The organism is Arthrobacter sp. ZBG10, from assembly GCF_001238605.1.
Lineage (GTDB): Bacteria > Actinomycetota > Actinomycetes > Actinomycetales > Micrococcaceae > Arthrobacter.
Window position 1 is genome coordinate 77,473 of record NZ_LFQH01000014.1, and the last position, 22,853, is coordinate 100,325.

The window sequence follows — 22,853 nt, forward strand, 5'->3', positions numbered from 1 at the left end:
GAAGTGGGTCACGCCGTGCGGGGTCCTTAGGACTCGCACTCCCGGCAGTACTTCTTGCCGTCCTTTTCCCGGGCCAGTTGGCTGCGGTGGTGGACCAGGAAGCAGGACATGCACGTGAACTCGTCCAGCTGCACGGGGACCACCTGAACCTGCAGCTCCTCGTTGGAGAGGTCAGCGCCGGGCAGTTCGAAGCCTTCGGCAAGGTCTGTTTCGTCCACGTCCACCACCGCTTCGCGGCGGTTGGACTTGTCGTTCTTCAGCTCGTCCAGGGCGGTGTTCGGCTCGTCGCCGGGGGTCACCCGGGGGGCGTCGTAGTCAACTGACATTGGTGCTTTCTCCTGTCGGCTTTCACGCGCGGATTGTTCCGGACAGAGCCACAACGGGTCACGGTCTGCAGATATTCCCGCTACTCTACGCGATTGCAGTGCAGGGTAAGTAGACTGGTCTAACTACCTACGATTCCGGAGCCCCACATGCCTGCAACAATTCCCGCCGGTTCCACGCGGCGCCCCGCGCGCACGCTGCTCCTTGAAGCCGCCGCCCCGCTCTTTTACGCCCACGGAATCACGGCCACAGGGATCGATGCCATCACCGCCGGTGCGGGCGTGGCCAAAAAGAGCCTGTACAACAACTTCCGTTCCAAGGCGGACCTGGTGGCTGCCTACCTGGAGGCACGCCACGAGGAATGGCTGGACCTGTACCGTGCCCGCCTGGATGCCGCAGCGGACCCCGGGGAGCAGGTGCTGGCGGTGTTTGACGCGTACCGCGACCACGCCAACTTCGCCTACCAGGACGGGTTCCGCGGCTGCGGGCTCCTGAACGCCGCAGCCGAACTCCCGGCCGGTGATCCCGGCCGCCAGGCCGTCCGGCAACACAAGGAAGACGTGGAGGACCTCCTCCGCGGGCCACTGCAAACGTTGCTGCCGGGGGAGCCGGGCCGGGCAGCGCAACTGGCGCGGCACCTGGCGTTCCTCCTGGAGGGCGCCATGGCCCGCGCCGGGCTGCAGGGCGACGACGGCCCGCTCCTTGAAGCCCGGAAGCTTGCCGCCGGACTCCTGGAAGCCCTGTGACGGCCGCCCGGGTTCAGGCTCCGGCGGCCACAGCCCGGCCAACCGGCGGACACAGCCGCGGAGCCCTTGCCGTGGTGGCTGCCTCCGTCCTGTGGGGCACCACCGGGACAGCTGCCACCTTCGCCCCCGGCGCCGGTCCGCTGGCCATCGGCGCCGTGGCCATGGGGGTGGGTGGGCTGCTGCAGGCCCTTTTTGCGCTGTCATCGATCCGGCGCCACCGCACCGGGCTGTTGGCCCGCTGGCCGCTGCTGCTGATGGGCGCCGCAGCGGTGGCCGTCTATCCGCTGGCGTTCTATTCCGCCATGCACCTGTCCGGCGTGGCCGTTGGGACGGTGGTTTCCATCGGTTCCGCCCCCATTGCGGCCGCGCTGATCGAGCGGCTTGTGGATGGACAGCGGCTTCGCCGCCGGTGGATCGTGGGCGCGCTGCTGGGCATCTCCGGAGCCGCAGTGCTGTCGTTTGCGGGCCACGGTGGAGGGGCCGCAGCAGGCGGAGACGGGTCGCCGTGGCTGTCGACGACGGGAATCCTGCTGGGCCTGCTCGCCGGCGCCACCTATGCCCTGTATTCCTGGGCCGCGCACCGCATCATCGGCACCGGCATCCCGTCCAAGGCGGCAATGGGCGCAGTTTTCGGGTTGGGCGGCCTGCTGCTGATGCCGGTGCTGGCCGTCACCGGAGGTGCCCTGCTGGAGTCGTGGACGGCTGCGGCGGTTGGCGCCTACATGGCCCTGGTCCCGATGTTTGCGGGCTACCTGCTGTTCGGCTGGGGCCTGGGGCGGGTCGGGGCCAGCACAGCCACCGGAATCTCGCTGCTGGAGACGGTGGTGGCGGCCGTCCTTGCCGTGCTGGTGGTGGGGGAACGGTTGCCGGCCGCGGGCTGGCTCGGGGCCGCAGTGGTCCTGGGGAGCCTCTTTATCCTGGGGCCGGGCAGGACGGCGGAGAAACAGGCCCCCATCCCGGCGACGGGCCTGCGCCGGTAGGCTGGGCGCATGACTTCGGGGGAAAGCAGCAATCCAGGACGCACCGCCAAAACGCTCCAACGGTGGCTGGTGCCCTTGCTGGCAGTGGCGGCCACGGTGGCGGGGCTGGTTATCCTCAATGCACCACGGGAAATCGGTTGGGTTGCCTACGCGCCCCTGAGCAATACATCCTTCGCCTCGTCAGGCCCTGAGCTGGTGGTGGTGGACGGCACGTCCCTGTCCGGCGTGGCCCTGGTGGGCGCCGGACTGCTGGCCCTGGCGTTCTGGGCCGGCTTCCGCGTGGGCCGGCAGCGCATAGCCCGGGCGTAACAAACCAGGTCCGGCAGGGGCTCAGTGCCGGCGCAGCTCAGCGAATTCGATGGACGGCACGATCGCACCGGCGTCGCGCTCCACAAAGTTGGTACCCGGCGGCACCAGCTCATCGATGGCGTCCAGGACGGCCTCGCTGAGCCGGACGTCCGCCGCGGCCAGGTACGCGGCGAGGTGTTCCCCGCTGCGCGGCCCGATGATGACGCTGCTGATGGCCGGGTGGGCCAGGGTGAACCCCACGGCGAGGTCCACGAGGGACAGCTCGAGCTTGTCGGCGAGCCGCGCCAGGGCGTCGGCGGCGTGCAGCTTGCGTTCACTGGTGGGGCCGGAGATGTCGTACCGGCCGGGCAGTGAGTGCACCTTGGACGCTGTGCCCTCCTTCAGCACAAAACTTCCGGACAGCCAGCCGCCCGCCAGTGGGCCGTACGCCAGGACACCCAGGCCGTACTGCTGCGCAATGGGCAGCACGTCGCGTTCGTTGCCGCGCACCAGCATGGAGTACGGCACCTGGTTGCCCAGCGGCGGAATGAGGTGGTTGGTGTTGGCCAGCCACTGCGCCTCCACCAGCTGCGCCGGGGTGAACACGGACGTGCCGTAGTAGAGGATCTTGCCCTGCCGGATGAGGTCGTTGAGGGTGGTAATGGTCTCCAGGACGTCGGTGTTGTAGTCCGGCCGGTGCGCCTGGTACAGGTCGATCCGGTCGGTTTGCAGCCGGCGGAGGCTGCCTTCCACCGCCTGCGTGATCCAGCGCCGGGAGTTTCCGGAGTGCGCCGGGTTGGCGCTCATCTGGCCGTGGAACTTGGTGGCCAGGAAAACGTCGTCGCGGCGGCCGCGCAGCGCCCGGCCCACCACCTGCTCCGACTCGCCCTGGGAGTAGACGTCCGCGGTGTCCACGGCGGTGATTCCGGCATCGAGTGCGGCGTTGATGATGCGGATGCTTTCATCGGCGCCCGTGGGGGCGCCCTGCTGCCCGCCGGTGCCTTCGCCGAAGTTCATGGTGCCCAGGGTGAGTGGGCTGATGGGCGTGCCCGACCGCCCAAACACCCGCAGTTCGCTCAGGCTCATCCCGGGTTTCCTCCACAATCCGTGCCGTTTATGTCCTCGATCGTCACGACGCTACACAGATTGGCCGGGGGGCCGCAGAATCCCGCCTTAGTCCTTCTCTTTTCGTCGCACAAGGTAACGGGACGGGCCGGGCGTGACGAAATGTGGCGGCCCGGGCAGGGTATGCGGTGGAACGACCGACGGCGGGACGCGGGGCAGGTGCCGCCGGAACCAGCAGCAGGGGCCGGCTTCGCCGTGCTGACCCCGGTTCCGTTGGGCAGGGAGGGCCGTGCCCATGCGGCCAGGTTTCGTCCCCGGCGCCTCCTGCCATAATCTGGAGCGACGGTTGTGCGCGGGGGTGCAGGCGCCCGGTGCGACACGCCAGCTTTTGTAAGTTCGGTCCCATCACACCAGGCGAGGCGGACATCCATGACGGCAACAGAGCAGCAGCAGTCCCACCCAGCGGGCGGCCCGGCGGCCCCTCCCGGAGCGGCTGCCGGCATCGGATCCCCCCTGGCCGACGCCGTGGATCCTGCCCTCCTCCAGCAGTTGGCCGATGCGCACGGCGTTGGCACCACTTTCCAGGGCTGGGACGGCCTGCCCCATACTGTGGCGGCCGCGACGCTGATCAAGGTGCTGCATTCCCTGGGCGTCCAGGCGCACACCAACCAGCAGATCCAGGCGGCGCTCGCCGCCGCGGAACTGGCGCCCTGGCAGCGGATGCTTCCGCCCGCCGTCGTTATCAGGCAGGGCAAGGCGGCGGACGTTCCGGTCCACGTGCCGGACGGCGCGGCGGTCAGCCTGGCCATCAGCCTGGAGGACGGTGCCAGCAGGCAAGCCACCCAACAGGATGCCTGGGTCCAGCCGCGCGAGGTGGACGGCGTCCTGACGGGCCGCGCCACCTTCGCCCTGCCGGCGGACCTGCCGCTGGGCTGGCACACCCTGCACGCCACGTCAGGGGACGCCACCGCCACCGCAACACTGGTGGTGGTCCCCGAACGGCTGGAAACAGCCCGGCACCTGGAGGAACGCCGTGGCTGGGGGCTGGCCGCGCAGCTGTACTCCGTGCGGTCCAAACGGTCCTGGGGGATCGGCGACTTTGCGGACCTGGCAGACCTCGCCGCCATCAGCGGGCAGCGCGGTGCCGACTACGTGCTGGTGAACCCGCTGCACGCGGCCGAGCCGGTGCCGCCGGTCCAGCCCTCGCCGTACTCACCGTCCACCCGCCGTTTCTTCAACCCGCTCTACATCCGGGTGGAGGACATCCCCGAGTTGGCCTACCTGAAACCCCGCAAGCGGGCCACGGTGGAGCGGCTCCGCGAAGAAGTGGCGGGCCTGAACCACAACGCTGACCGCCTGGACCGGGACGCCGTTTACGCGGCCAAGCTGCAGGCGCTCGAGCTCCTATACCACGCGCGCCGCGCGCCCGCCCGGCAGGCAGCCTTCGACGAATTCTGCCGGATCTCCGGTACGGGCCTGGACCATTTTGCGCTGTGGTCTGCGATCCGTGAGGACGCGGCACCCGATGATCCGTTGTGGACGGACCCCGGCTTCGCGGTGGGCACCTCCGGCGCTGCGGCCCTGCAGGAGAAGCTCGCGGACCGGATCGGGTTCCACCGCTGGCTGCAGTGGATCTGCGACGAACAGCTTGAATCGGCGCAGCAGTCGGCGCGCCGTGCGGGCATGCGGCTGGGCGTGGTCCACGACCTGGCCGTGGGCGTGGACCTGAACAGCGCCGATGCCTGGACGCTGCGCGGCGTCCTGGCGCCGGAGACCAGCGTGGGTGCGCCGCCGGACATGTACAACCAGCAGGGCCAGGACTGGGGCCAGCCGCCGTGGCACCCCTCCCGGTTGGCCGAGGCCGGCTACGCGCCGTTCCGGAACATGCTGGCCACCGTGCTCCGGCATGCGGGCGGTATCCGGGTGGACCACGTGCTGGGCCTGTTCCGGCTCTGGTGGGTTCCGGCCGGCAACGCGCCGGGGGATGGCGCCTACGTCCGCTATGACCATGAGGCGCTGATCGGCATCCTGGCGCTGGAGGCGCACCGCGCCGGCGCCGTGGTGATTGGTGAGGACCTGGGCACCTTCGAGCCGTGGGTCCGGGACTACCTGGCCGCGCGCGGCATCCTGGGAACATCCATCCTGTGGTTCGAGTACGACGGCGATTCGCCCCTTCCGCCGGAAAAGTACCGCGTGCAGGCGCTCGCCAGCGTCAACACCCACGACCTTCCACCTACCGCCGGCTACCTCGCGGGGGACCACGTGGCGCTCCGCAGCCGGCTGGGCCTGCTGGAACGGTCCGAGGCCGAGGAACGGGAAGAGCACAACGCCTCGCTGGAGAAGATGTTTGCGCTGCTCCGCGAACGGGGATACCTTTCCGGCGACGGTCCCGGCGGAACCGCCGGCCGTGGGGATTCCGAGGCCAAAACCATCGAGGCGCTGCACCTGCTGCTGACGGAGGCGCCGTCGGTCCTGCTGGGGGTGGCGCTGGTGGATGCGGTGGGGGAGCGGCGGGTCCAGAACCAGCCCGGAACCACCGAAGTGCTCTACCCGAATTGGCAGGTGCCGCTCGGCGGTCCGGACGGCAAACCGGTGTTCCTGGACGATCTGCCCAGCAACAGCCGCTTTACGTCGCTGCTCGACTCGGTGGAGCGCGCGTTGCGGAACCCCTAGGCCGAAGCGGGGACCAGCGCAGTGGGTGACGCCACGCGGACTGTCCGGACCAACGGTCCCGGCAGTCCCGTGGCGGGATCCAGGGCGAAGGTGGCCACAGTGTCTGAACGTTCGTGGGCCACATGCAGCCAGGGGCCCAGGACAACGTGGTGGCGCGGCCAGTCGCCGCCGCAGTCCACGTCCTTGACGGGAACCAGGCCGGCGCCGCCATCCACCACCTCCAGGACACTGATGAGGTTGGACCCGCGGACACCGGCGTAGGCATGGCGGTCGCCGGGGCCAAGGCAGATCTCCGCGGCCGAATCGCCGGGCCCACTGCCGCCGGCAGTGGCCGGCCCCTGGAACGCCAGGGAAAAGGTGCCCGCAACGGGCCGGACCACAAAAACCTCAATGGAGTATTCGGACACCACAAAGACGCTGCCGCTGATGTGCTGGACCAGGTGGCGCGGTCCGCTCCCGAACGGCAGCACCACCTCCCCGTCCAAAACCAGCCCGGTGCCGGGCACATACTTCCAGATCCGCAGGATGTCGTGGCCCAGGTCAGTGGTCATGATCCGGCCGTCCGCCAGCATCAGGCTGGCGTGGGCGCGGCTCTGCCGCGGCGCGTCCACGGCCTGCCCGGCATACGGGTCGGTGCAGGCAGCGGCGGGGAACCGGCCGGTGATCGCCCCCGCCGGATCGAGTTCGTAGAGGATGACCTGGCCGTCGCCCCAACAGGTGGCGGTGAGGAACCTGCCCTGCGGGTCCACCGCCACGTGGCAGGTGGCATCGCCGGCCTCCACTGGTCCACCGGCTGGGGCCAGGCCAAAGCTGCCGGTGCGCGCATATACCTGGACCATACGACGCTGCTCGGCCACGGCATACACCACCGGGAGCGTGGGATGGGCGGCCACAAACGACGGCGATTCTGCCGTTACCGCTGTTCCCAGCCATTCGAGTGTTCCGTCTACGTTGGTTTTGAGCGCGCCGATGCCCTCCGCCCGGCCGCCGCCGTCAGGGGTGTAGGTGCCGGTCCAGAGAATGGTGCTGGAATCGCTTGAGGTGTACGCCATGAACCCATCCTGCCAAGACAATGCGGGTTCCGGGAGCACCCGCGCGGTGTCCGATAGCATGGAATTCCCAGCCCGCGCCGATGGAGGAAGGGGGCGCCATTCCCACCCCGGAAGTTTTATCAGGTGAGGGCATCGCGTCCATGCTCCGCGGGGCCGGCTGCGTATTTGCCGAGGACGAGGCCCGGCTGCTCCTCGCTGAGGCGTCCGGGCCGGCCGAGCTGGCGGACTACGTCCGGCAACGGCTTGCCGGGATCCCGCTGGAGTACATCGTGGGGTGGGCCGACTTTGCGGGCCGGCGCATCGCCGTCGTCCCCGGCGTTTTTGTGCCCCGCCGCCGGACCGGGCTCCTGGTGCAGGAGGCGGCGGAATTCCTGGCCGCCAGGGGTGCCGCCGGGGCGGTGGTGGTTGACCTGTGCTGCGGCTCCGGGGCGGTAGGTGCGGGCATCGCCGCGAAGGTACGGGGCATCGAGCTGCACGCCGCGGACATCGACCAGGTTGCGGTGGACTGCGCCCGCCGCAATATCGGACCGCTGGGCGGGCAGGTTCACCAGGGTGACCTCTTTGAAGCGTTGCCGCCGGAGCTGCGGGGCAGGGTCCGGGTCCTCGCGGTCAACGCCCCCTATGTTCCCACCGCGGCCATCGCGACCATGCCCCCGGAGGCGCGCCTGCACGAAACCCTGGCCTGCCTGGATGGCGGCGCCGACGGCCTGGACGTGCACCGGCGGGTTGCCGCGGGAGCGCTGGACTGGCTGGAACCGGGCGGCCGGCTGATCATGGAAACCAGTGGACGCCAGGCGGCCGGGACGGCATCGATCCTGGCCGCGGCAGGGCTGGCGGTCCGCACGGTCCGGTCCGCTGACGTGGACGGGACGGCTGTTGCGGGCACGGCACCGCTAGCATAAACAGGGCGGCCGCCGCCTGGCCGCGCAGACACCTCCGGAGCGAAAGGCACGTGTGCGAATCCTGCTGGTGGATGACGACGCCGGGATCCTGCTCGGCTTCAGCACTGCCCTCGGGCGGCGCGGCCATGAAGTCCTGGCCGCAGGAACGGTCGCAGCGGCCCTCGACTGCGCGCGGACGGGCCAGCCGGATATCGGGGTCATCGACGTGATGCTGCCCGACGGCGACGGGTTTGGCCTGTGCCGGCGCATCGCGGCCGAGTGGGGGTTCCCCACCGTCCTTCTCACGGCCCGCGATGATGATGCGGACGTGGTGGGCGGCCTCGAAGCCGGAGCCGACGACTATGTGGTGAAGCCGGTGGCGCCGGACGTTCTGGAAGCCCGGTTGCGGGCCGTGCTGCGGCGCGGGCGCCGGATGCAGGACACCGGCCCTGCAGGTCCGGTCCAACTGGGCCAGCTGCGCATTGACGATTCCGCCAAGGAAGTGCTCGCGGGGGATTCGGTCCTGTCCCTGTCCGCCACGGAATTCCGGCTGCTCCTGGAACTGGCCGGCAGGCCAGGCCATGCCCTGAGCCGGAGCCAGCTGATTGACTCCGTGTGGGCCGATTCGCCGCCCGAATCGCCGCGGGTGGTGGACACCACCATCCAACGCCTGCGTGCCAAACTCACCGAAGCGGAAGTGACGGAACCCGCGCTCGAAACTCTCCGGGGCATCGGATACCGGCTCCGGTGAGGCGGCTGAGCCTGCGGTGGGCGCTGGTGCTTGCCCTGACCACCACCGCCGTCCTGGTCAGTGTCCTGGTGACAGTGGTCCTGGTGGGCATCACCCGGGACGCCACGTATGCGTCCCGGCAGGAGGCGCTGCTGGCCGACTTCCGCGAAAGTACCGCGCCTTTCAGCCGGGCGGTCACCCTGGCCGCGCCCGATGCCGAGTGGGACCTGTACGGTGAGGTGCTGCCCGGCCGCACCGTCATCTTTGACCTGCAGGGCACCCGGAGCGCCGGGGACCTGGGCCGGGCAGACATCCCGGCTCCGTTCCTGGGCGCGTTGGGCCCGGAGACCACTGACTTGCAGTTCCGCCGCGGCACCCTGAACGGTGACGAGGTGTTTTTTGTGGGCGGAGTGCTGCCCGCCCGAGGCGAGGATCAGCAGCCCAGGCTTGCCGTTGTCACCGCCTATTCCCTGGAACCGGAACGCAGGCAGCTCCTCCAGCTGGTGGGCGCGGGCGTTGCGATCGGCGGCATCGCGGTTGCCCTGGCCATCGTCCTGGGCCTGTTCCTGGGTACCGCGCTGACCCGGCCGCTGCGGCGGCTGGCCCGGATGGCCCAGCAGGTGGGCGACGGCGCCGTCCCCGAGCCGGCAAGGTCAGCGTTTCCCGACATCGACAAGGTGGCCGGGACCCTGGCCGAGTCTTCGCGCAGCCTGTCCGTGAGCATGGCCCAGCTTGCCCGCCGTGAGCAGGAAGCCCGCCGGCTGGTGGGGGACGTGGCGCATGAACTCCGGACACCGCTGGCGTCCATGGCCGCCGTCAGCGAAATCCTGGCCGACTTCCGGCAGGCCACTCCGGAGGAGCAGGCCGCAGCCGTCCGGATCACCACCGACGGAACCCGGCGACTGTCCGTGCTGGTGGCGGAGGTCCTGGAGCTGTCCCGGATGGAAGCCGGCGCCGCGCGGATCAGCGTCTCCCGCGGCCGGCTCCTGGCTGCCCTACAGGAAGCAGTGCTCGACGCTGATCCGGAGCGCAGTGGCTCTGTGGCACTTTCCTGCCCCCGCAGCCTGGTCCTGGTCACCGACTTTGCCCGGGTGCGGACGGTGGTCAGCAACCTGCTCACCAACGCCCTCCGCTATGGTGCCGCCCCCATCCGGGTCAGCGCAGCGGAACGCGGCGGCGGCATCATCATCACGGTCCAGGACCACGGGCCAGGTATCCCCGCAGACCGGCGCGAGCACATCTTTGAGCGTTTCACGGTGCTTGACCCGGCCCGCCGCAGGCCGGACAGCAGCGGGCTGGGGCTCGCCATCGCCAGGGAAAACGCCAGGCTCCTTGGCGGGACGCTGGCCCTGGCAGGCACGGAAACGGGCGCCACCTTTGTCCTTGCGCTGCCCGCGGCACCCGCTTCCTGGACAGTAGACGCCGCGATGGTGTGACGGTCCTGTGACATAGCCGGGGAACCATGTGGAGCGACCTTTCGCCTGCACCCAGAATTGGAGGCCCGTTATGGACGGCTCCCCGCCCCACGTTCCCCCCTACCCGGACCGGTTGCCGCGCGGCGGACGGCCCGGCAGGCGGATGCGCAGGCTCGTGGCCCTCTCGGCGTTGGCGGTCGCGCTGATGGTCATTGCCGTTGTTGGGGTCGGTGCTGTCCGGCTGGCGGCCAATATCGACACAGTGGACCTGGCCGCCGGTCCAGGTGCCGCCGCTGAACACGCAGGCAGCTTCAACGTGCTGGTGGTGGGATCGGACGGCAGGGACGGCCAGGGGGAGTCCTTCGGCGAAGGAGACATCGAGGGAGCCCGTAACGACGTCACCATGGTCCTGCACGTCAATGAGGCCCATACCGAAGCCACTGTCCTGTCGATTCCCCGGGACCTGCTGGTTGACTTCCCGGACTGCCGGAACCCCCACACTGGCGCCGTGACGGCCGGCGGGGCCGGGGTGCCCTTCAACGAGGCGCTGGGCCGGGGCGGGCTGCCCTGCACCGTGGCGGTGGCCGAGTCGCTCACGGACCTGGACATCCAGTACGCGGCAAGTTTGTCCTTCCAGGGCATGATTGACCTTTCCAACGCCGTGGGCGGTGTGCCCATGTGCTTTGCGGGACCCATTGACGACCCCGATTCCGGGCTGGCCATCCCGGCGGCAGGAACCTACGACCTGCAGGGCGGGCAGGCACTTGCCGTCCTCCGTTCCCGGCACGGCGTGGGCGATGGCAGCGACCTGGCCCGGATCTCATCGCAGCAGGCATTCGCTTCCTCGCTGATGCGCAAACTGCAGGACGAGTCCACCCTCACCAACATCCCGCGCCTCTATGCCATCGCCGAGGCGGCCACGCGGAACACCACGCTCTCCAGCAGCCTGGCGGACCTGCCCGCTTTGGTCTCCCTGGCTGGCGCCTTCCGTGACATCCCGCTCCAGGACCTGAACCTGGTGACCTACCCGTACATCCCCGCCGGCAACCGGCTCCTGCCTGACACCGTGGCCGCGCAGGCGCTGATGGAGGTGGTGACTTCCAGCGAACAGCTGGTCCTTGGCGGGGACAACGCGGGCCGGGGCGTCCAGGCAGGAACGGATGGAGGGGATAACGACGACGGCGGCACGGCGGGTGCGTCCGTGGTCCCGGAGGACCCGGCGTCACCGTCGGACGGCTCAACCGGCCTCCCGTCCGCGCCCGAAAACGTCGAAGGACAAAGTGCGGCGCAGGACAACTGCATCGTTCCCTACTCCTGGTAGTGCCGCCGTCGTAATCCTGCTGGCGATGGCCGTTCCCGAACCTGGTTCAGGCCGGGACGGTAATCACCACCTTGCCGATCGCCAGGTGTTCCTCCACGCGGCGCATTCCCTCCGCGGTCCGGGCCAGCGGGTACGTCGAGTCGATGACCGGCCGGAGCGTGCCCATCTCCACCATGGTCCGCAACTGGAGCAGGTCCGCCTCCTTGGTCACGGAGATCAAACCCCTGATTTTCTGCTGCGAGAACAGGCCTGCGAACGGGGCCAGCAGTGAACGCCCGAACCCGCCCAGGATTCTGCCGCCACCTTCCCCGCCGACAATCACGATGGTTCCTGTTGGCCTCAGCGCGCGTCGCAGCTGTTTCATCGGCCGGCGGCCGCCCATGTCGATGATCAGGTCGTAGCGCTGGTCCATCGTGGTGAAGTCCTCGCGCTGGTAGTCCAGGACGCTGTCCGCCCCGAGGGACCGGACCAGGTCCAGTTTTGGCCCGCTGCACACGCCGGTGACGTGGCCGCCCAGCGCTTTGGCGATCTGCACGGCGAAGATTCCCACCCCGCCGGCCGCGCCCAGGACCAGGACCCGTTGGCCGGGCTGCAGGCCACCGGCATCACGGACGGCGTGCAGTGCCGTGGCCGCCGACGTGGGGATGGCCGCCGCCTGGTTGGCTGTGGCATTGGACGGGGTCCGGACAACCGATCCCGCAGGTGCCACCGCGAACTCGGCGAAAGCCCCCTTGGCGACGCCAAACACCGCATCCCCCACCATGTGCCCGGTGACGGCGGAACCCGTCCCGACGATCCGCCCGGCAACGTCCATTCCGCGCACCCTGTCCCGGGGGACCCGGAATCCGAGGGCCAGCCGGGCCAGCAGCGGAAGGCCGGTCATCACGTGCCAGTCACCGATGTGGATGGACGCCGCCTCGACCTCGATCAGCACGTCCCCGGGACCGGGTGAGGGCTTGCCGACGTCGTCCACCCGAAGGACGGCGGATGTTCCATAGGTATCCTGCAGCACAGCCTTCATGGCATGCCTCCTCTGTTATGGAAACCCTGTCCCTAACGGAATGCCTTGTCCAGCATCGCCCGGCCCCGCGTGCGAAAATAACTGGATGCCCGCAGGACTCCAGCCCCCCACTGTTCGCAGGGCCCGCCTGGATGGCCCGGACGCGGCTGCGGTGACGCGGCTGGTAGGGGATTACCTGGGCCAGACGGAACGGGAGAAAGCACGGCATCTGGGCGGAACTGCCCATCCCGCGCACGGACTGCCGGCGGTCTATGGGCCGGAACTCCGGGATCCCGCCGCAGCCTACGCCGGCGCAGCGGTGTACCTCGCGGAAATCGACGGCGAACCCGTGGGCGTCGCCATCCTCAACCGCGTTGGCCCGTTCCTGGAGATCAAACGGCTCTGGGCCGATCCCGCTGCCCGAGGCCGGGGCGTGGGCGGGGCGCTGCTGGATACCGTCGTGGCAGCGGGCCCCGGTGTGGTCCGCTTATCCGTCTGGGACTGGCGTGAAGCGGCCATCAAACTCTACGCATCGCGCGGCTTCCGGGCTGTGGAGTCCTGGGATGGCCGCGGAAGGTTGCTCTGCATGGAACGCCACGGCCAGGTTCGGCTGCGTTAAATGCAGCTGGCCGACGCGTCCCCCAAGGATCGCGCCGGCCAGCAAGAATGTTCATTTGTAACCCAAAACCCTGCTGGTAAAACGTTCAGCAGGACAGTGCGCTCAGTCGCGCCTCGGGTCAACGTTGGTGGCCGCTCCCGCCGGGGTTGCGCCGCCTTCATCCGACCAGTCCTGCCCGGTGCTGTCGTTCAGCGCGGGGTCGGAGTCGACGTCCGAGGTGCCCAGGTTGACCGTTTCCGGGTGCGTGCTGTGGGCGGGGATGCTACCGCCCGCAGCACCTGCTGTGGCGGCCGGGGTCCCGGAATCCGCAGCACCGTCCTTATGCATGGCGGAGCCTATGACGGTGCCGGCCCGGCGGGCAGCTTCTCCGAGCTGGTCCACCATCCCGGGTGCCTTGTCCTTGACTGCCTCCGTGGCCACGGCGACTTTGTCCTGGACGGGTTTGCTGTCCCAGACGGCTGCAGCGCGTGCCTTGAGCTTGTCATAGGCTGCGCGTCCTGACCGTGAGCCGAGTACGTACCCGGCGGCGATGCCTACGCCCAAAAGAAGTTTGTTTTTCATGGTGAACTCCTGCTCCGTGAGAAGGTTTTCGTTTTGATCGGCCGGGAGGGCCGGATAGCCGAAACCGGCCTGGGGAAGGATTTCCCCAGACCGGTTTCCTGGCGTGTGCGCCGTGTTAGCTGCGCACGCCGCGCTTGGAGACCATGCCGTAAACCAGCAGTACGATCAGCGAACCGGCGATAGCCAGCAGCCAGGTCTGCAGCGAGAAGAACTCCTGCAGGCCCGTACCGAAGATCATGCCGCCGATCCAGCCGCCCAGCAGTGCGCCAACAACGCCCAGCAGAAGTGTGATCAGCCAGCCGCCGCCCTGCTTGCCCGGGAGGATCGCCTTGGCGATGGCGCCGGCGATAAGTCCAAGAATCAAAAAGCCAATGAAACCCATTTTTTGTTCCTCTTCCTAAGTAAAGGAGGCTTCCGGATTCCGGAAGCACTTCGTCCTTCTCCCTCAATAGTAATCATGCTTACTATCATTTTGCCAACCCCGGAAAGAAAACAGGTGGCTGGGACGGGGTGCGCTCAGTGCCCCGTGGTGTCTGAATCGTTGCCCGCAGCCGGGCCTTCATCAAGAGTGGACAAGTCTGCCAGATCCTGCGGGTCCAACGCGAAATCGAACACGTCCAGGTTCTCCTGCATCCGGTCCGGATCGCCGGTTTTGGGCACGGCAACCAGTCCGCGCTGGACATGCCAGCGAAGCACCAGCTGGCTGGGCGTCTTCCCGTATTTTTCGCCCAGCTGCGCCAGGATGGGAGCGCCCCGCAGGCTTCCGCTGGAGCCGCCCAGCGGGCTGTAGGACTCTGTGATGATGCCGTGCCGGTGGTGGAATTCCTGCTCGGCGGTACGCGTGATGGCAGGGCTCAGCTGGATCTGGTTGACGGCCGGCACCACATCCGTCTCAGCCAGCAGCCGTTCCAGGTGGGCGGGCTTGAAGTTGGATACCCCGATGGAGCGGACCTTCCCGGCTGCCTGGAGTTCCTGGAAGGTCTTCCAGGTGGACACAAACTCGTTCCGGCCCGGGAGCGGCCAGTGGATCAGGAGCAGATCGACGTAGTCCAGTCCAAGGCGTTCCAGGGAGCCTGCCAGTCCTGCAGCGGCCTTGCCGTCCCCCTGGAATTCGCCGTCCAGCTTGGTGGTGATGAAAAGGTCGCCACGGTCCAGCCCCGCCGCGCGGATGCCTTGACCCACGCCCCGCTCGTTGCCGTATTTCACTGCGGTGTCGATGTGCCGGTATCCGGCGTCCAGGGCCTTGGCCACGGCAACGGCCGCCTGTTGGTCATCCAGCGGCCAGGTACCCAGCCCCAGTTGCGGGATGGCGTGTCCGTCGTTCAAGGGAATCAGCGGTGCAAGTGTCATGGCAACAGTCTCTCCCGGGTCCCGTCAGTCCCGGAAGGCCCGGAGGATGTTGTCGGCGTTGTACTGCAGCGCCACCCGGGCGGCAGGGGACACCTGGTCCGGCCCCTTCTGCTGGGCCAGGAACTTAACGAACCGCTGCAGTGTCTTGGCGGCCTTGGCGGGGTCGCCGTCGGCAACGGAGCGGCCGGCCTGCTGGACGGTGGCGGTAAGCTGGCTGGCTACCGGCCCGCCGACGTCGCCCGATTCCACCAGGTCTTCCAGGACATGCTGCAGGGCCTTCACGCTGCCGGGCAGCCAGGCGGCCCGCAGGGGAACGCCGGCAAAGTCCATGTCCGAGGCCAGGTAGAAGTCCGTGTAGGACGGCTGGTTGTAGGTGGTGTTTTGCCGCGCCACCTCTGCGCGGTACTGCGGGTCGTGCATCAGGGTGTACAGCTTGTGGTTGGTGACCTCGGTGCTCATGTACATCCGCAGGGCGGAGCTGTCTGCGGTCCGGACCAGCATTTCCTCTCGCCAGTCGCCCACCACGTCCGCCACCAGGCTGGGGGTGCCCTTGGTGCCGTTGTTGGTGCGCGTGTCCGTGGCGGTGAGCAGCCGGCCCCGCTTCCAGTCATCAATCGTGGGGGTCTGGTCACCCGAGCCGTTGATCAGCTGGGTGGTCATGTCCGCGGCCCAGCGGATGCTCATGTTGGTCCCCGGCGTGGTGGCGGAGATTTTTTCGCCGGCGGCCGACTGCATTCCGATGGCCCAGTTTTCGATGCCCGGAACCGACGGGTCCACGTCTCCGATCATGCCGCGGCCGGTGTCCTTGCCCGAGTAGTCCCCGAACAGGACCTGCCCCGTGGCGGCGTCGCGCATGGCGTAGCCGAAGGGGGCGTAGGTGGCGCCTTCGTGGACGGTGAAGATCTCCTTGCCGGGCCGGGCAGGATCGATGTCGGCCACGTGCATGGCGTCGCCGTGTCCCAGCCGGGCCTCCTGGCCGGGGGCGGCGCTGCCGGGCGGCAGGATGCCGGACGAGCTGTACAGCAGCGACCCGTCGTCGTCGAGCGTGGCGGAACCGTAGACAATCTCCTGCCGGCCGTCGCCGTCCACATCAGCGGCGCTGAGTGAGTGGAACCCCTGTGTGGTGAGTTTGCCGTACACAGGGTCGGTGCCGTCGCGGCCGTGCGGGGAATCGTTGAACGGGTTGGTCATGGGTGTCCAGCCCGAGCCGACGTCCCAGACGGGGGCCAGGTTCCGGCCGTCCCACGTATACGCGGCAACAGTGGTGCGCGTGTAGTAGCCGCGGGCAAACACGGCAGCTGGCTTTTTGCCGTCCAGGTAGGCGACGCCGGCCAGGAACCTGTCCACGCGGTTGCCCGGCTCAATGCGGGCCATGGCGTAATCGCCCCACATCAGGCCGTCGTCGTGCCGTCCCGGCTCGTAGGCAACCGTTTTGAGTTCCTTGCCCGTGGCACCTTCGAACACTGTGAGGTACTCGGGGCCCGAAACGATGAAGCCCTCGAAGGCGCGGAGGTTGTTCCGGGCGCTGCGGGCCGGTGCGTAGACGTCCATGAAGTAGTTGGTCAGCGACGCGGCGTCGGCTTCCGAGAGCGGGTACTGGTACCGCGCCGGGATCCCGAAGGCTTCCTCCAGGGTGGCGGGCCAGCGGCCGGACTTGACCTCGGGATGAGCGGTCCAGCCCTGGAACGTGGCCACCATGTGCCGGTAGTAGTCGGCCGCGCTCATGCGGTAGTCGTCAGCGTTGGTGTGGCCGGCGGCCAGGTCCCCGGCCAGCAGGGTGATGAAGGATTCCGCGGCCACGCTGCCGTCCGCGTTGAAGTTGGTGCTTTTGGTGCCGGGAGCTGTTTTTATCATAAGTTCGGCGCGGCCGTCGCCGTCGAAGTCGTTGACCAGCAGCTGGGTGTAATGGGCGCCGGAGCGGATGTTCACGCCCAGGTCGATCCGGTGCAGGAGGGTGCCGTCCGCCTTGTAGGTGTCCACGTAGGTGTTCCCGGTGTAGCCCACCTGGGAGACGTCCTTTGAGTTGTTCGGGTCCCATTTGACGATGAATTCGTACTGCCCGTCGCCGTCCACGTCGCCCACCGAGGCGTCATTTGCCGAGTAGGTGTAGGCCTGCCCCGCGGGGGTGACGCCGTCGGCCGGCTTTTTCAGGGGAATGTCGACGAAATTGCTGTTCCAAGCGGTGGCGGGGGCGCTGGCGTCCACTTCCACGCCGCCGACGACGGCCCGCACCGTATAGGCCGCACCGGAGGTTCCGCTGGGGTCGAGGTAGTTGGTGCTGTCCGTGACGGTGGCGAGCCTGGTGCCATCCCGGTAGACGTTGAAGTCGGCGCCGGTCAGGCCGGTTTCTGACGAGCCCGTGGCTTCGGGGCCCAGGAGCCGCCAGCTCAGGAACACACCTTCGGAGGTGCCCGCGGCCACCAGGCCGCGGTCCAGCTGGTCCAGTTGGATGCCGGGATTTCCCGTTGCGGTGGAGGGCCCGACGGCGGACGCCGGGGCTGCCAGGCAGCCAAGGGTCAGTGCGGCGCCGAGTGCGCCGACGGAGAGGAGGCGCGCGGGTGTCCTTATCGGATTCATCAGTGAATCCTTTCAATCCGGAAATGGGAAAACGCTTCCCCAGTAACCTAAGGGGCCTGCGGGCACAATGCAACCCTTGCCGCAGGTCCTCCGATGAGGTATGTAAAACGTTGTAGAAGCCCGGGGTCCCAGGCGACACATGACGTCGGAGGGTTTCCTACTGCGCTCCCGCTTCGGGGTGCAGGCTGACGTCCACGGCAGCCGTTCGCCAGGACGTGAAATGCACGGTGAGGTCATCGCGCGAAGGGGCACAGCAGAACGGGCCCGCGGTGACGACAGCATCCGTCTCAAGCGGTGCCACCCGCACCAGGCGCCACGGCTCGTCGTCCACCCGGGCCCTGACAGTCAGAGCATCGCCGGACCTGCTGGCCCGGACAGTGACGTGCCGGCCTTCCCAGCCAGGCACCGGAGACAGCGACCAGTCCGATGCTCCCCGCGTCACAACCGCGCCGAGGCTCTCCTCACCATCGCTCCACTCGATACCGGCCTTGATCCACGTTGCCTCATTGACACGGACAAAGATCCCGGCCTGGTCAAACTGGGCGGAAAAATCGAGATAAAAGGAGACCTCCACGGCCGTCTCCTGCTCAAAAGGCGCAAGGAGGGCGTGTTCGGTGTTGTGGATGAATCCATAGGAAGTGATGCGCCACGCATCACTTTTCTCGGCGGCGGTCACCCGCATGCCGTCCCCGGCAAACTCCACGCGGGCCGGTTTGGTTGTCCAGGTCCCCTCGGTCCAGGCAATATCAGTCATTGTGGCAACTCCTTTTTGGTGCGCAGCGAAGGCGTCAGGACGCACTGGAAAAAGCTGAGGATCTCCCGGCGGTTGGTACCAGGTGTTGCGGAGACCTCGAACCTAGGCGGACTCCCGGACCACCATTTCGGTGGGAATGGTGATGGCGGCGTGGTTTTTGCCGGCAATCACGTCCAGGAGCAGCCGGACCATTTCCCCGCTGATCCGTTCGAAGGGCTGACGGACCGTGGTGAGTGGGGGAGTGGCGCCCGCCGCGGCGGCGATGTCGTCAAACCCCACCACTGCCACGTCCTCGGGCGTGCGCCGGCCGGCGTCGTGCAGTACGTCCAGGGCGCCCAGCGCCATCAGGTCGTTTGCGGCAAAAACGGCGTCCACGTCCGGCACCCGTGCCAGGAGTTCCCGCATTGCCCTGGAGCCGCTTTCGCGGCTGTAGTCGCCGTTCGCCACCAGGGCGGCATCAAAGTGTTCCCCCTGGTGGGCGCGGTAGGCCTCCAGGCGCCGGATGCCGCCGGAGGTGTCCTGCGGCCCGGTGATGGTGGCAATCCGCTGCCGGCCGCCGTCGCGCAGGTACCGGAGGAGGTCAAGCGCTCCTTCGTAGTCGTCGGCCGCCACGTAGCCCATCTTCTTTTCGAACCCCAGGGGAACGCCGCAGGCAATGGCGGGGACGCCGGCGGCGATGATATCCGCGATGATGCCTTTCCTGCTGCCGTGTGAGGACACCAGCAGGACCCCATCCACATGGCCCGCGGTAAGGAAGTCGGTGGCCCGGCGCTGTTCGTCGTCCGTGCCGGCCATGATCAGGACCAGCGGGATGTCATGTTCGGCCAGGGCATCCGCGGCGCCGCGCATCAGGACGGCAAAATTGGGATCCTCGAACAGCCTGTCATGCGTTTCGGTCAGCAGGAACGCCACCGAGTTGGCCTTGTTGGTGGCCAGGTTCCGGGCATGCGGGTTAACCCGGTACCCGGTTTTTTTGATGGCGGCGTTGACGGCGGCCAGGGCCGGCGGGCTGACCCAGTGCCCGCCGTTGAGTACCCGCGAGACCGTCCCGCGGGACACTCCGGCTTCCCTGGCGACGTCGTCGATCTTGGGCCTGGGCCGGCCCTGCGGTTGGTTCATTGTCAGAGCCTATCCAGCCCTAGGCCTTCACGGCGCCAGCAGCGAGGTCAACGCGCCAGTAGCGCTGCAGGAACAGGAACATGATCACCAGCGGAATGATGGACAGCAATGCACCGGCCAGCACCAGGGTGTAGAGCGCCGGGGCAGTGGCGCCCTGGTTCAGCAGCCCGTTCAGGCCCACCGTCAGCGGGAACAGGGTGTCGTCGCCCAGCATGATGTACGGCAGCATGAAGTTGTTCCAGATGGCCACGAACTGGAAGAGGAAGATGGTCACCAGGCCGGGCAGCATCATGGGCAGGGCGATCCGGTTGAAGATGTACATCTCCTTGGCGCCTTCGGTCCTGGCTGCCTCGATCACGTCACCGGGCACCGAGGCGGCGGCGTAGATCCGAGCCAGGTAGATGCCGTAGGGGCTGATGATCTGCGGCAGCAGGACGGACCAGTAGGTGTTGGTCAGTCCCAGCTGGGCCAGCATGAGGTACTGCGGGATCGCGAGGATCACGCCGGGCACCAGGACGCCCATCAGCAGGACCTTGAAAACACCGTTCTTTCCGGGGAAATCGTATTTGGCCAGAACGTAGCCGGACAGCGCCGAAACCCAGGTGGAGAGGAGGGCGCCCACACCGGCGTAGAGGGCCGTGTTGAGCATCCAGCGCCAGAATACGCCGTCGCGGTAGGCGGTCAGCTCCACGATGTTGCTCCAGAGGTGCACGCTGGGGGTGAACGTGAAGGTGGAGAACAGTTCGTCGCTGCCCTTGGTGGCGGCGGCCACCACCCAGATCACGGGGAAGAGGCAGTAGAGCGCGCCGATGATCAGGATGCCGGTGGAAAGGTAACTCGGCTTCTCGCGGATTTCCGTGGGGGTGGACACGGTCAGTTCTCCTGTCCGAAGGCCCGCTTCTGCACTACACGCAGGAAGAGGAAGGATATGGCAAAGGTGGCAAGGGCTATGACGATGCTGGTGGCGGCGGCGGAGTACACGTCATTGCGGGTGAAGGCGTCGCGGTACACCAGCATCAGCGGGGACCAGCTGGTGGAGAGGCTGTTGGCCAGCGGCCGGAGCGTGGTGGGTTCGGCGAAGACCTGCAGCGTGGCAATCATGGAGAACAGCGCCGTCATCACCACGGACGGAGCAATGATGGGGATCTTGATGCGCAGCGCGGTCTGGATCTCCGACGCACCGTCCAGCTTGGCGGCCTCGTAGATCTCCTGCGGCACTGCCTTCAGGGACGTGTACATAACGATCATGTTGAAGCCCACGCCGCCCCACAGGGCAATGTTGGCGATGGCGAAGATGATCAGGTCCGGGTTCAGCAGTGACGGCAGCGCGATGCCCAGTTTGTCTGCCACGAAGTGGAAGGGGCTGACGCCGGGCAGGTACAGGAAGCCCCACAGGAGCGAGCTGATCACGGCCGGGACGGCGTACGGCAGGAAGATGGCGGTCCGCGAGAAGCTGCCGGCCCGGGTCCGCCGGGAATCCAGGAGCAGCGCGAAAAGCAGGGCGAAGCCGAGCATCAGCGGGATCAGGATGGCCCCGTAGGTCAGCACGCGCAGCACGCTGGCCCCGAACTCGGGGTCCGTCAGGGACCGGACGTAGTTGTCGAACCCGGCAAACACGGTGCTCTGCGCGCCCTTGCCGAGGCCCAGGCCGCTGACCTTTTTCTGCTGGAAGCTCAGGACCAGCGTGTAGATGATGGGTGCTGCCATGAACAGCAGGAACAGGACAATGCCCGGTGCCAGCATCGCGTAGGGGGTCAGGACCCGCTGTTTGAAGTTCTTCGCCTTCCGGGGCCGCCCGGGGGCCGCGGTTTTTTCCGCACTGCCTGGCATGGTCGCTGTTGCCGCCATGGTGCACTTCCTTGGGTTGTTGGGGCCAGTAAGCCGGGAGGACGCTGCTGCGTCCTCCCGGCCGGTGGGGTTACTTGACCGTGAAGCCGGTCTTCTTCAGGTCCTCGACGGTGACCTGCTGCATGCTGTCCACGGCCTCGAGGAAGGCGCTCCGGGATTTGGCCTGCGCGGCCTTGGCGAACTGGTCGTTGTAGGCGTTGAAAGCGACATTCACATTGGGGCCGTAGTTGAAGGAGCCCACGTTCTGGGCGGCCTTGCCGATCACGTCGTAGAAGTCAGGCTGGTTGCTGAAGAACTCCGGAGCAGCGGTCAGCGCCGTCTTGGCCCCTTCGGTGTCCGCCGGGTAGATGTTGGACACCTTGACCAGGGCGTCAACGGCTTCGGGGGAGGTGTTCAGCCACGTGGCGAACTTCGCGGCTGCGGCCACGTTCTTGGATTGGGTGGTGACGGCGGTGGAAGAGCCGCCCCAGTTGCCGGTGGCCGGCTTCGCGGCATCCCACTGCGGCATGGGGGCCACTTTCCACTTGCCGGCCGTGGCGCCGGCGTTGCCGGCGAGTACGCCCGGGGCCCAAGCCGCGCTCAGCCAGCCCACCTGCTTGCCGCTGTTCAGTGCGGCGTTCCACTCGGGGGTGTACATGGGCTTGTTGTCGATGGTGCCCTGCTCCACGAGGCCGCCCCAGTAGCCGGCGACTTTTTCGGTGGGCTCTTCGGCGATCTTGACGCTCCAGGCGTCACCGTCGATGCCCCACCAGGATGCGCCGGCCTGCTGGGCCATGCCGGTGAACCAGCCGGCGTCGTTGGAGGAGAACGTCCCCAGGTAGGCTTCGGGATCTGCGTCGTGGATGGTTTTGGCTGCCGCGGCGTATTCATCCCAGGTGGTGGGTACGGCCAGGCCGAGGCCTTCAAAGATGTCGGCGCGGTAGTAGAACGCCATGGGGCCGGTGTCCTGGGGGACGGCGTAGAGGGCCTCGCCGCCCAGGGTCACTGAGTTCCACACGCCTTCGGGGAAGTTGTCCTTGGTCTCTTTGGCCTCGGTGTCAGCGAGGTCAACCAGCGCATCGGCGGCCACCAGGGTGGGGATCTTCTGGTATTCGGCCTGGATCAGGTCCGGCGCGCCGGAGCCGGCGTTGACGGCGGTCAGCAGCTTGGTGATGGCCGGGTCGCCGCCGTCCTGCTTGTTGACGGTGACGTGGATGTTGGGGTTTTTCTCGTTCCAGAGGTCCACCACCTTGTCCAGGTTGGGGGCCCAGGCCCAGTAGGTCAGTTCGACCTTCTGGTTGGGGTCGGTGTTCTGCTCCGCCGAGCCGGTGCCTGATCCTGTGGAACAACCTGCAGTGAGCAGTGCTGCGGCGGCAATCATTGCCACGGCGCCTGCACGAAATGACCTGCGCATTCCGTCCTCCTTGTCGAAAAGCTGAATGTGTCTCTGGCTGATTTTCACCGCTCATCCAACCGAAGCCGTATGACTGTGAGCGGTTCCAGTAATCCACATCAATGTGACCAATGTCAATAAGAACTGTCCTCTAGCCACAGTCAAATAGCCTGTGATA

The 22,853-nt window shown here is 67.6% G+C and carries 22 protein-coding genes; 9 read left to right on the forward strand and 13 right to left on the reverse strand.

The genetic code is table 11. From position 1 onward, the window contains the following. Positions 1-26: 26 nt before the first annotated feature. Positions 27-326 carry a DUF4193 domain-containing protein gene (locus ACU18_RS04000; RefSeq protein WP_050684246.1) on the reverse strand — a complete coding sequence of 100 codons (300 nt, stop codon included), beginning with the start codon at positions 324-326 and terminating at the stop codon, positions 27-29. Between the two features lie 147 nt (positions 327-473). Here ACU18_RS04000 and ACU18_RS04005 point away from each other — a divergent pair, with 147 nt between their 5' ends. From ACU18_RS04005 to ACU18_RS04015, 3 genes are read left to right on the forward strand one after another with little or no spacing between them, the layout of a single operon-like run. Next, a complete protein-coding gene (locus tag ACU18_RS04005) occupies positions 474-1,070 on the forward strand; it encodes a TetR/AcrR family transcriptional regulator (protein WP_050684247.1) in 597 nt (198 codons plus the stop codon). After that, on the forward strand, positions 1,067-2,050 hold the full coding sequence (locus ACU18_RS04010) for a DMT family transporter (protein ID WP_197273510.1): 984 nt from the start codon (positions 1,067-1,069) through the stop codon (positions 2,048-2,050). Before ACU18_RS04005 ends, ACU18_RS04010 begins: the two co-directional genes overlap by 4 nt. A gap of 9 nt (positions 2,051-2,059) precedes the next feature. Then, positions 2,060-2,359, forward strand: coding sequence for a hypothetical protein (locus ACU18_RS04015; RefSeq protein ID WP_050684248.1), 300 nt, complete (start codon positions 2,060-2,062; stop codon positions 2,357-2,359). Positions 2,360-2,380: 21 nt separating this feature from the next. Here the strand turns inward: ACU18_RS04015 and ACU18_RS04020 are convergent, their stop codons facing one another. After that, positions 2,381-3,424, reverse strand: coding sequence for an aldo/keto reductase (locus tag ACU18_RS04020; RefSeq protein ID WP_050684249.1), 1,044 nt, complete (start codon positions 3,422-3,424; stop codon positions 2,381-2,383). Positions 3,425-3,832: 408 nt separating this feature from the next. Between ACU18_RS04020 and malQ the strand changes: the two genes are divergently transcribed. After that, positions 3,833-6,076, forward strand: a complete 2,244-nt coding sequence (gene malQ, locus ACU18_RS04025) for a 4-alpha-glucanotransferase (RefSeq protein ID WP_082178175.1) — start codon at positions 3,833-3,835, stop codon at positions 6,074-6,076. Here malQ and ACU18_RS04030 read toward each other — a convergent pair. Next, positions 6,073-7,128, reverse strand: coding sequence for a lactonase family protein (locus ACU18_RS04030; protein ID WP_050684250.1), 1,056 nt, complete (start codon positions 7,126-7,128; stop codon positions 6,073-6,075). The two genes, malQ and ACU18_RS04030, sit on opposite strands and share 4 nt — an antisense overlap. 80 nt (positions 7,129-7,208) lie before the next feature. Here ACU18_RS04030 and ACU18_RS04035 point away from each other — a divergent pair, with 80 nt between their 5' ends. The 4 genes from ACU18_RS04035 to ACU18_RS04050 all read left to right on the forward strand — a co-directional run bounded on the left by ACU18_RS04035 (position 7,209) and on the right by ACU18_RS04050 (position 11,475). Beyond that, positions 7,209-8,030, forward strand: coding sequence for a putative protein N(5)-glutamine methyltransferase (locus ACU18_RS04035; protein WP_050684251.1), 822 nt, complete (start codon positions 7,209-7,211; stop codon positions 8,028-8,030). 52 nt (positions 8,031-8,082) lie between these two features. Further along, the gene (locus ACU18_RS04040; protein ID WP_050684252.1) at positions 8,083-8,760 is read left to right on the forward strand and encodes a response regulator transcription factor; all 678 of its coding nucleotides are present in this window, start codon (positions 8,083-8,085) and stop codon (positions 8,758-8,760) included. Further along, the gene (locus ACU18_RS04045) at positions 8,757-10,175 is read left to right on the forward strand and encodes a HAMP domain-containing sensor histidine kinase (protein ID WP_050684253.1); all 1,419 of its coding nucleotides are present in this window, start codon (positions 8,757-8,759) and stop codon (positions 10,173-10,175) included. Before ACU18_RS04040 ends, ACU18_RS04045 begins: the two co-directional genes overlap by 4 nt. 70 nt (positions 10,176-10,245) lie before the next feature. Then, positions 10,246-11,475, forward strand: coding sequence for an LCP family protein (locus tag ACU18_RS04050; RefSeq protein ID WP_050684254.1), 1,230 nt, complete (start codon positions 10,246-10,248; stop codon positions 11,473-11,475). A gap of 46 nt (positions 11,476-11,521) precedes the next feature. On the opposite strand, the gene ACU18_RS04055 is transcribed toward ACU18_RS04050, so the two are convergent. Then, complete coding sequence (locus ACU18_RS04055) at positions 11,522-12,496, reverse strand: NAD(P)-dependent alcohol dehydrogenase (RefSeq protein ID WP_050684255.1); 975 nt, start codon at positions 12,494-12,496, stop codon at positions 11,522-11,524. Between the two features lie 85 nt (positions 12,497-12,581). Here ACU18_RS04055 and ACU18_RS04060 point away from each other — a divergent pair, with 85 nt between their 5' ends. After that, positions 12,582-13,094 carry a GNAT family N-acetyltransferase gene (locus tag ACU18_RS04060; RefSeq protein ID WP_082178177.1) on the forward strand — a complete coding sequence of 171 codons (513 nt, stop codon included), beginning with the start codon at positions 12,582-12,584 and terminating at the stop codon, positions 13,092-13,094. Positions 13,095-13,196: 102 nt separating this feature from the next. Here the strand turns inward: ACU18_RS04060 and ACU18_RS04065 are convergent, their stop codons facing one another. The 9 genes from ACU18_RS04065 to ACU18_RS04105 all read right to left on the reverse strand — a co-directional run bounded on the left by ACU18_RS04065 (position 13,197) and on the right by ACU18_RS04105 (position 22,696). Then, entirely contained in the window at positions 13,197-13,655 is a 459-nt protein-coding gene (locus tag ACU18_RS04065) for a hypothetical protein (protein ID WP_050684257.1), read from the reverse strand. A gap of 115 nt (positions 13,656-13,770) precedes the next feature. Continuing rightward, positions 13,771-14,037, reverse strand: a complete 267-nt coding sequence (locus ACU18_RS04070) for a GlsB/YeaQ/YmgE family stress response membrane protein (RefSeq protein WP_050684258.1) — start codon at positions 14,035-14,037, stop codon at positions 13,771-13,773. A gap of 134 nt (positions 14,038-14,171) precedes the next feature. Next, entirely contained in the window at positions 14,172-15,005 is an 834-nt protein-coding gene (locus ACU18_RS04075; protein ID WP_050684259.1) for an aldo/keto reductase, read from the reverse strand. A gap of 24 nt (positions 15,006-15,029) precedes the next feature. Then, complete coding sequence (locus ACU18_RS04080; protein ID WP_050684260.1) at positions 15,030-17,582, reverse strand: rhamnogalacturonan lyase; 2,553 nt, start codon at positions 17,580-17,582, stop codon at positions 15,030-15,032. 157 nt (positions 17,583-17,739) lie between these two features. Continuing rightward, the gene (locus ACU18_RS04085) at positions 17,740-18,336 is read right to left on the reverse strand and encodes a DUF1349 domain-containing protein (protein WP_050684261.1); all 597 of its coding nucleotides are present in this window, start codon (positions 18,334-18,336) and stop codon (positions 17,740-17,742) included. Between the two features lie 102 nt (positions 18,337-18,438). Continuing rightward, positions 18,439-19,455 carry a LacI family DNA-binding transcriptional regulator gene (locus ACU18_RS04090; RefSeq protein ID WP_082178178.1) on the reverse strand — a complete coding sequence of 339 codons (1,017 nt, stop codon included), beginning with the start codon at positions 19,453-19,455 and terminating at the stop codon, positions 18,439-18,441. A 19-nt stretch (positions 19,456-19,474) separates the two neighbouring features. Beyond that, positions 19,475-20,326 (reverse strand): carbohydrate ABC transporter permease, encoded by an 852-nt coding sequence (locus tag ACU18_RS04095; protein WP_432245471.1) that lies wholly within the window; start codon positions 20,324-20,326, stop codon positions 19,475-19,477. Between the two features lie 2 nt (positions 20,327-20,328). Further along, on the reverse strand, positions 20,329-21,303 hold the full coding sequence (locus tag ACU18_RS04100; protein WP_231685994.1) for a carbohydrate ABC transporter permease: 975 nt from the start codon (positions 21,301-21,303) through the stop codon (positions 20,329-20,331). Positions 21,304-21,373: 70 nt separating this feature from the next. Then, a complete protein-coding gene (locus ACU18_RS04105) occupies positions 21,374-22,696 on the reverse strand; it encodes an ABC transporter substrate-binding protein (RefSeq protein WP_050684264.1) in 1,323 nt (440 codons plus the stop codon). Positions 22,697-22,853 lie beyond the last annotated feature (157 nt).